The organism is Nocardioides marinquilinus (assembly GCF_039543705.1).
In the GTDB taxonomy this organism is placed as follows: Bacteria; Actinomycetota; Actinomycetes; order Propionibacteriales; family Nocardioidaceae; genus Nocardioides; species Nocardioides marinquilinus.
Genome location: NZ_BAABKG010000005.1, coordinates 390,088 through 397,366, shown reverse-complemented (window position 1 = coordinate 397,366; position 7,279 = coordinate 390,088). Strand labels below are relative to the sequence as shown.

6 protein-coding genes and 1 pseudogene are annotated in these 7,279 nt (G+C 73.1%); 2 read left to right on the top strand and 5 right to left on the bottom strand.

Features of this window, described 5'->3' with window-relative positions; all coding sequences use genetic code 11:
- From ABEA04_RS19840 to ABEA04_RS19830, 3 genes and pseudogenes are all read right to left on the bottom strand, one after another.
- Positions 1-714 (bottom strand): annotated as a pseudogene (locus ABEA04_RS19840) (hypothetical protein); the annotation flags it as partial.
- A gap of 1 nt (position 715) precedes the next feature.
- Entirely contained in the window at positions 716-1,156 is a 441-nt protein-coding gene (locus ABEA04_RS19835; protein WP_345462885.1) for a hypothetical protein, read from the bottom strand.
- 9 nt (positions 1,157-1,165) lie between these two features.
- Positions 1,166-2,770: a hypothetical protein gene (locus tag ABEA04_RS19830; RefSeq protein WP_345462882.1), complete on the bottom strand. Its 1,605-nt coding sequence runs from the start codon at positions 2,768-2,770 to the stop codon at positions 1,166-1,168.
- Positions 2,771-3,004: 234 nt separating this feature from the next.
- Between ABEA04_RS19830 and ABEA04_RS19825 the strand changes: the two genes are divergently transcribed.
- Both ABEA04_RS19825 and ABEA04_RS19820 read left to right on the top strand, forming a co-directional pair.
- On the top strand, positions 3,005-3,808 hold the full coding sequence (locus ABEA04_RS19825; protein ID WP_345462879.1) for a protein kinase domain-containing protein: 804 nt from the start codon (positions 3,005-3,007) through the stop codon (positions 3,806-3,808).
- 44 nt (positions 3,809-3,852) lie between these two features.
- Positions 3,853-5,439 (top strand): hypothetical protein, encoded by a 1,587-nt coding sequence (locus tag ABEA04_RS19820; RefSeq protein ID WP_345462876.1) that lies wholly within the window; start codon positions 3,853-3,855, stop codon positions 5,437-5,439.
- Between the two features lie 67 nt (positions 5,440-5,506).
- Here ABEA04_RS19820 and ABEA04_RS19815 read toward each other — a convergent pair whose 3' ends face one another.
- Both ABEA04_RS19815 and ABEA04_RS19810 read right to left on the bottom strand, forming a co-directional pair.
- A complete protein-coding gene (locus ABEA04_RS19815) occupies positions 5,507-6,529 on the bottom strand; it encodes a PP2C family serine/threonine-protein phosphatase (protein ID WP_345462874.1) in 1,023 nt (340 codons plus the stop codon).
- Entirely contained in the window at positions 6,526-7,227 is a 702-nt protein-coding gene (locus tag ABEA04_RS19810; protein ID WP_345462871.1) for a vWA domain-containing protein, read from the bottom strand. Before ABEA04_RS19810 ends, ABEA04_RS19815 begins: the two co-directional genes overlap by 4 nt.
- Positions 7,228-7,279: the final 52 nt, after the last annotated feature.

Sequence of the window (7,279 nt, the reverse complement as noted above, 5' to 3'; positions counted from 1 at the left end):
CGGCGGGGGCGCGGCGACGGGTGCGGCCACGGGGGCGGGCGGCTCGGGCGCCGGCTCCGGCGCGGGCGGCGCGGGCGGCTCGGGCTCGGGCGTGGCCGGCAGCGGACCGGTGTCGGAGGGGTCGGCGGGCGCGGACTTGGCCAGCGCCACCGGGTCGGGCAGCGGGGCCGGGGTGGGCACCTCGAGCGACTGCGGCAGCACGATGCCGGACGACGAGGACGCCGCGTGCGTGGCGAGCACCAGCCCGCCGGCCTCGATGACGCCGCCGCCGAGCCGCAGGTGCGGGCGGGCCTCGGCGCCGCCGTCGACCCGCGCCTCGAGCGAGGTGATCGGCCAGGGCACGAGCCGCTCGACCCACGCGAGGGAGTCGCGGCCGGAGATGTGGTCGCCGTTGACGTCGACGCTCGCGTCGCCCTGCACCAGCACGGCGAGGCCGGTGGTGTGGGGGGCGAGGGCGACGAAGTCGGGGGTGTCGGCGGTGGCGGTGCCGAGCAGCAGCGCGTAGCCGCGCACCAGCTGGCGGCCCTGGCCGCCGTTGGCGGCGACGAGCTCGGCCTGGTCGAGCAGCGGGGCCACGGCGGCGGGGTCGGTCGAGCCGACGAGCAGCAGCACGCGGCCGATGCGCGCCAGGGTGCCGGAGCCTGCGCTCGGCCGGCAGTCGACGACGTCCCAGTCGTCGCTGGAGGTCAGGTTCAGCTCACCGTCGGGGCTCACGTCAGACGATCCTGCCACCGAAGAAGCGCCAGTGGATGTTGAAGATCCGCATCGGCCCGTTGGTCCAGACGAAGATCGTCATCCAGATGACGAGGAACAGCACGAGGAAGTCGCCGACGGGCACGTACTCGCTGTCGAAGCCGAGTCCCGGCACCAGGTTCAGCTTGAGCAGCAGGATGATCAGAGCGCCCTCATTGATGCAGGTGATGAAGCCGAAGAACGTGGGCCAGTCCTTCTCCCACCGCCACTGCATCAGGCCGTGGTAGACCAGCTCCCACAGCACGCCGAGCACGGCGACGGTGGCGAGCAGGATGAAGGTGACGCGGTAGGCGGCGCCGGAGGCCTCGAGCAGCAGCGGGGTCAGCACCAGGGTCCAGAACACGCCCCAGGTGGCGAGCATGAACAGCCGCGTCTGGATGCGGCCGTTGAGGGTGGGCAGCACGGTTCTCTCCTAGATCTGCTTGTTGCGGGCCCACTTGAGCCACTGCGAGACGGAGCGTCGTGGCCCGATGCGCTTGCCGAAGCCACGCTTGGCCAGGTCGTCGGCGATCTCCTGGGCCGCCACCTGCAGGCCGAGGAAGGTGTCGACGCCGGGGAAGTAGCCGCCCAGGGTGATCGAGCCCGAGGCGTACATGACGCCGTTGCCCGACCGCGTGCCGCGCAGCTCGAAGTTGCGCTCGACGTCCATGCGGCCCACGGGGTTGCGGCCGGCGCCGCCGTGCTCGAGCAGGTCCTTGAGCAGGCGGTGCTCGGCGACGTCGGCCTCGAGGCCGGTGCAGTCGATGATGAAGTCGGCCTCGATCGGGACGACGCCCTGCTGGGTGCGCACGTGGCTGACGATGCGGTCGCCGTGGGGGGTCATCTGGTCGACGGTGCCGACGACGAGCTGGTACCAGCCCTCGGTGCGGCCCTGCTTCATCTGCCCCTGCCAGTAGCGCCGGTAGGGCGTGTTGGTGCCGCCCATCGTCTTGTACTTCCTGGCCCGCTCCTCGCCCTCGAGGCTGCGCATCTCCTTCTTCAGCTGCCCGCCCCACACCGACTTCGGGTAGTTGAAGCCCTGGTAGGCCCAGCCGTCGCCGCCCTTGCGGCGCATGAACGGGCTGGTCTTGGTGGGGTTGTTGCCGGTGTTGCCGTCGTTCGGCCCGTTGATGAAGGTGCGGAAGAGGTGGACGATCGTGGTCTGCGCGCCGTGGAGCAGCCGGTCGTCCATGAGTCGCTGCAGCACGCGCGAGGCGACGATGCCGCCGCCGCGCACCAGCACCGTCGAGGGGTACTGCATGAGCCGCTCGTAGACGTGCTCGTGCGCCTCGTAGGCGTTGACGATGTGGCGGTAGTCGTTGTGCTGGGTGCGGTAGGCCTGCAGCTCGGGCAGGAACTTCAGCCCCGGGTAGCCGACGGCGACGTGCACGTACTGCGAGCGGAACGCCACGCGCTTGGTGCTGGTGGCGCCCTCGGGCGGGGTGAGGATGGTGAAGTAGCCGCCGCCCTGGCGCCGGCGCACGATGCGCACCAGGCCCTTGACCAGCATCTCGTCGTAGCGGATGCGGCGGCGCTCGCGCTCCATCGACTCGAAGACCTGACCGGCCTTCGGCGTGTAGAAGTCGGCCCACATCGGCTCGGTGAAGACCTGCCACAGCGTCTTCGGGCTCTTGGTGGCCATCGCCTCGCTGAGCGCGTAGGAGGGGAAGCCCCAGATGTTGTCGGGCCGCGAGGCGGAGTCGGAGCGGATGCGCTCCTTGCGCGGGATCTGCGAGACCCGGGTGAGGTACTCGTAGGTCTGCCACGGGAAGTCGATGGCCGAGAGCACGCGGATCTGGTCGGTCGGCACGCCGGCGATGCGCAGGTAGTCGACGGTGACGAAGCTGCCGATGCCGCCGCCGATGGTGACGAACGGGACGTCGACGATCGGGATGCCGGCGGCGGCGACCATCTCGTCGGTCCAGAAGTCGGTGCCGAGCAGCTGGTCGTTCAGGTCACCGGTGACCGGCATGGCGGGCGCGTAGTTGGCCATGTCGGGCGTGGGGATCACGCTCGGGGCCGTGGGCGGATGGGTCACGTGATGTGCCTTCCTCGGGCGGACACGAGAGGGGGCCGGCCTGCCCTCGACGGCACCCGGACACAGGCGAGGACGGCGGCGATGCCGGGAAACTACACCCGTACGAGGGGCCTGTGTGTTACGAACCGGTGATCCCGTCGGCGCGAGGCCGCACCGGCGTCCGCGGGGCGTGGCATGATCCGGCAGCATCAGGACCGAGCCCCTTCACGGGGGCTGCTGGAAGGTGGGACACCCGTGCAGGGAATCGCTGACTACGAGTTCGTCCGCCCGCTCGGTGAGGCGAACTACGGCACCAACTACCTGGCCTCGGCGCCGGCCCGGCTCGGCATCGCCGAGAGCCAGGTCGTCGTCAAGGTGATCGCCGGCCCGACCAGCGACGACGCCTTCCGCCGCGCCACCCGCGAGCTCAAGCACTTCAGCGTCGCCGACTCCGACCGGCTGGTGCGCGTCTACGACGCCGGCCGCCACGGCGGTGCCTTCTACTACGCGATGGAGTACCTGCCGCTCGGCTCGCTCGAGAAGCCCGCCGGCCACCTCGACGTCGGGCACGCCGTCCGCGCCGTGCGCGACGCCGCCCTCGCCGCCCACGCGCTGCACGAGCGCGGCATCGCCCACCGCGACATCAAGCCGGCCAACATCCTGCTCGCCGACGACGGCGGGCGGCTCTCCGACCTCGGCCTCTCGCAGCTGCTCAGCCCCGGGATGATGGTCACCGGCCTGGGCCAGATCGGCCTGGAGTACACCGATCCGGCGATGATGACCGGCACCAACGCCTCCCGCGCCACCGACGTCTGGTCGCTCGGCGCGAGCCTGCACTTCGCCCTCACCGGCAAGGGCGTGCACGGCGACCTGCCCTCGGGCGAGCCGCTGCTGCTCGTGCGCTCGATCCTCGCCTCGCACCCCACCGTCGACCCGAGCGTGCCCGGCGACGCCGCCGAGCTGGTCGCGGCGTGCATCGCCGCCGACCCCGCCGCCCGCCCGAAGACCGCAGCCGAGGTCGCCGAGCGCATCGACGCGCTCCAGCCGGCGACCGCCTGACCCGACCCGCCGGCCCGCGCGGCCCCGCACAGGAAGCACCGCCGATGCAGCTCCACGAGCACCTCTACGCGCTCGGGCAGCGCCTCGGGCGCGACGTGTTCGACGACGCCGACGGCTTCCGCGGCGCCCTCGACGACTTCCTCGACGAGGACGCCGCGAGCACGGGCGAGATCAACCTCCTGGTCGACGCCGTGCGCCTCGGCGCGCTGCGCTCGATGGTCACCACCCTCGACAGCGGCGGCGACGTGCTGCGGGCCGTCGAGGAGGCCGCCGCCCGGCTCGCGCGCGACCGCGGCAGCGCCGACCTCGACGGCGCCCGCTGGGCGCTGGCCGCGCTCGGCTACGGCCTGGGCCGGGTCAGCGACCCCGACGTGCAGCGCTACCGCAGCGCCGCCGCCCCGGACGCCGACGCGTCGTCGCCCGCGGTGCCGCCCACCGTGCTGCCCACCGTGCTGCCGCCGCCCAGCCCCGGACCGCAGGGCTGGACGCCGCCCACCGCGCAGGCCGGCCCGGGCCCGCAGGCACCCCAGCCCCAGCCTCAGCCTCAGCCCCAGCCCGTGTACTCGCCGGCGCAGCAGTGGGGCCCGCCGCCGACGCCGGGCACCGGCACCCCGCACGCGGGCCCACGGAGGAGGAGCAGGGCGCTGCCGATCCTCGCCGCGGTGCTGGCCGTCGTCCTGGTGGCGGGCGGCATCACGGCGGCCGTGGTGCTCACCGGCGGCGACGACGAGCCGTCGGTCGACCCGACGGGCGAGAGCACGCCCGTGAACGACGACTCCTCGCCGCCGCCGAGCACGCCCACGACCCCCGAGACGAGCGCCGACCCGACGGCGTCCGGGGCGGTCAACCAGCGCTACACCGGCCTGGCCGACCTGGTCACCACCGGCACCTCGAGGTGCCAGGAGGGCGACCCCACGTCCGGTGAGACCGAGCGGCTGGAGTGCGTCATCGACGCCGGCCTGCTGCAGCTGGTCACCTACGACAGCCAGGCCGACCTCGAGGCCGCGCGCAAGCGCGCCGTCACCCTCACCGCGGGCGGCCGGCTCGAGGAGACCGACGCCGGCACCTTCTTCGCCTACGAGGAGACCGACGACGACGACAACCCGCTGCAGGCCTACCTGTACTGGGACGACGTCGACTCGCTGCAGTCGGGCCGCTACGACGCCACGGCCGGCACCGACCTCGACGAGCTCGTCACCGTCTTCGAGTCCACCGACCCCAGCCGCGCCTACCCCGAGAAGCCCAGCAGCCAAGAGCTGCTCGACTTCGCCTCGCAGTGGTTCCTGACCTCCAAGTGCGAGCGCATCCAGACCCTGGTCGACCAGGAGCTCGAGGAGAACTACTGCGACGTCAACGGGCCGGTCGAGGTCTACCTCGGGCGCTTCGGCAGCCGCAAGGACTTCCGCGACTACCGGCGCATCGCGCTCGGCTACGCCAAGACCGACGACCGGATGCTGCGCACCTGGAACCAGCAGGAGGGCGACCCGCCGATCGGCGCGCTCTACGAGTACACGACCGACTCCGGCAGCGCCGTGCGCTACTGGGACCTGCCCGGCTGCTTCTGCTACGCCGAGGCCTACCTGTCCAGCGGCAGCTACGACCGGCTCGAGAACTGGTGGTACACCGGCTGACACGGACGCGTCAGCGGACGGGTCGAGACCTCGCACGGAGCGCGGGGAGCCTCGCCACTCCCACCCGCTAGGGCTGCACCTTCGGGCGCTCGACCGTGGGCGGTGGCTCCACCGCCTGCTCCGCCTGCTCTGCCTGCTCCGCCTGCTCGGCCCGGTCGACCGTCTCGACCGTGGCCGGCGACTCGTCGTACGGGATCGGCACGGTCGGCGGGACGGCGTCGCCGTCCGGCTGCTCGTCACCGGCGTCGGACGGGCCGAGCGAGCCGTGGGCGAGCAGGGAGAGCGTGGTGTCGTCGCCCCCGATGCGTGCGGGCTCCTCCAGCCACTCGGGCAGCTGCCGGGCGATCCACGACAGGCCGCGGTCGCGGGCGAAGCCGAGCAGCTCGACGCCGGTGCGGGCCCACCAGTCGTCGTCGACGCGGGCGCGGCCGAAGCCGTCGGTGCAGCAGTAGGCCAGCACCACCGGGTCGTCGTCGGGCTCGACGACCGCGTAGCGGAACGAGCGCAGCGGGTCGGGCTGGCACAGCGAGGCGGTGTGGACGCCGTCCAGCGACGGGTCCTCGGCCAGCGGCCGGAACGCCTCGCCCGAGGCGCGCACGGCGACGGTGTCGCCGTCGCCGATCTGCAGGAACAGCAGGCGTCCGGTGGGCCGGCCCGCCGCGGCGACGGCCAGCAGGGTGGCGCCGTAGGGCAGCATCGGGTCGCGCACGCCGCGATCGCGCGGGAACGGGTTGGCCTCGACGTGCTCCTGGACGCCGGAGCGCCAGGCCCGCACCACGCGGCCGGCCACCTCGGCCAGCACGGCGTCGGTGACGGCGTCCACGCGGCCCCGGGTGACGAGCGCCCGGAGCGCGTCGACCGCGGCCTCGGCGGCCAGCTCGGCGCCGACGTCGCTGCGGAAGTGGGTGGAGTGGCCGTGCCCGTCGGCGACCGCCATCACGGCGCGGGCGCCGTCGTCGTCGCTCCAGGTGAGCACGCGGTCCTGGTTGGGCAGGTGCTCGCGCACGTGCATCGAGCCCATGACGCTGGCCGAGGTGACCCGCCAGCCGGCCGCCACGGTGCCCGACCCCTCGGAGGCGCCGCCGCTCATGCCAGCGTGCTCCAGATCGGGTCGCCGACCGGGGCCGGCGGGACGGCGGTGACCCCCGCGTGCGGGTCGACGGCGGGGCGCGAGGCCAGCTTGCTGGCCGCCTTCGAGGCCCACACGATGTACTCGACCAGCTGCTCGGGGTTGTCGGCCCGCAACAGCGGCACCTCCTCGTTGCCGATGAAGCGCCGCATCGAGTGCATGTCGGCGTCGCGGCCCACGCCCAGCGCCAGCCGGACGGCGGCCTCGCCGCAGCGGGTGTTCAGCAGCTCCTGCAGGCCCTCGGCGAACGAGACGCCCGAGCTCTGCGTCGGGCGGCCGTCGGAGACCAGGATGATCGCGGGCGGGTAGGCCACGCCCTGCTGCTCCAGCTCGGTCATCGTCCCGGCCAGCACCCGTAGCGTGCTGCCGAGCTCGGTGAAGCCCTTCGGGACGGCGTCCAGCCGCTGCCAGCTCAGCTCGCCGACCGGCGTCGGCGTCTCGACGACCCACCGCGCCTCGTTGGCGAAGGCCAGCACCCGCACCAGCATCTCGGCGTGCGGGTTGGCGTTGGCCTCGTCGCGCAGGTGGGGGAGCACCTCGGCGATCGCGTTGTTCAGCGCCTGGATGCGTCCGCCGCGCAGCATGGAGCCCGAGACGTCGAGCACGAAGATGAAGTGCAGCGGCTTGCGGGCCAGCGCCCCGCCGAGGCGATCGCTCATGCTGGCAAGTCTTCCTTCTCGCGTCGTGGGGTGTCTGCGGGTGCCGCGGAGC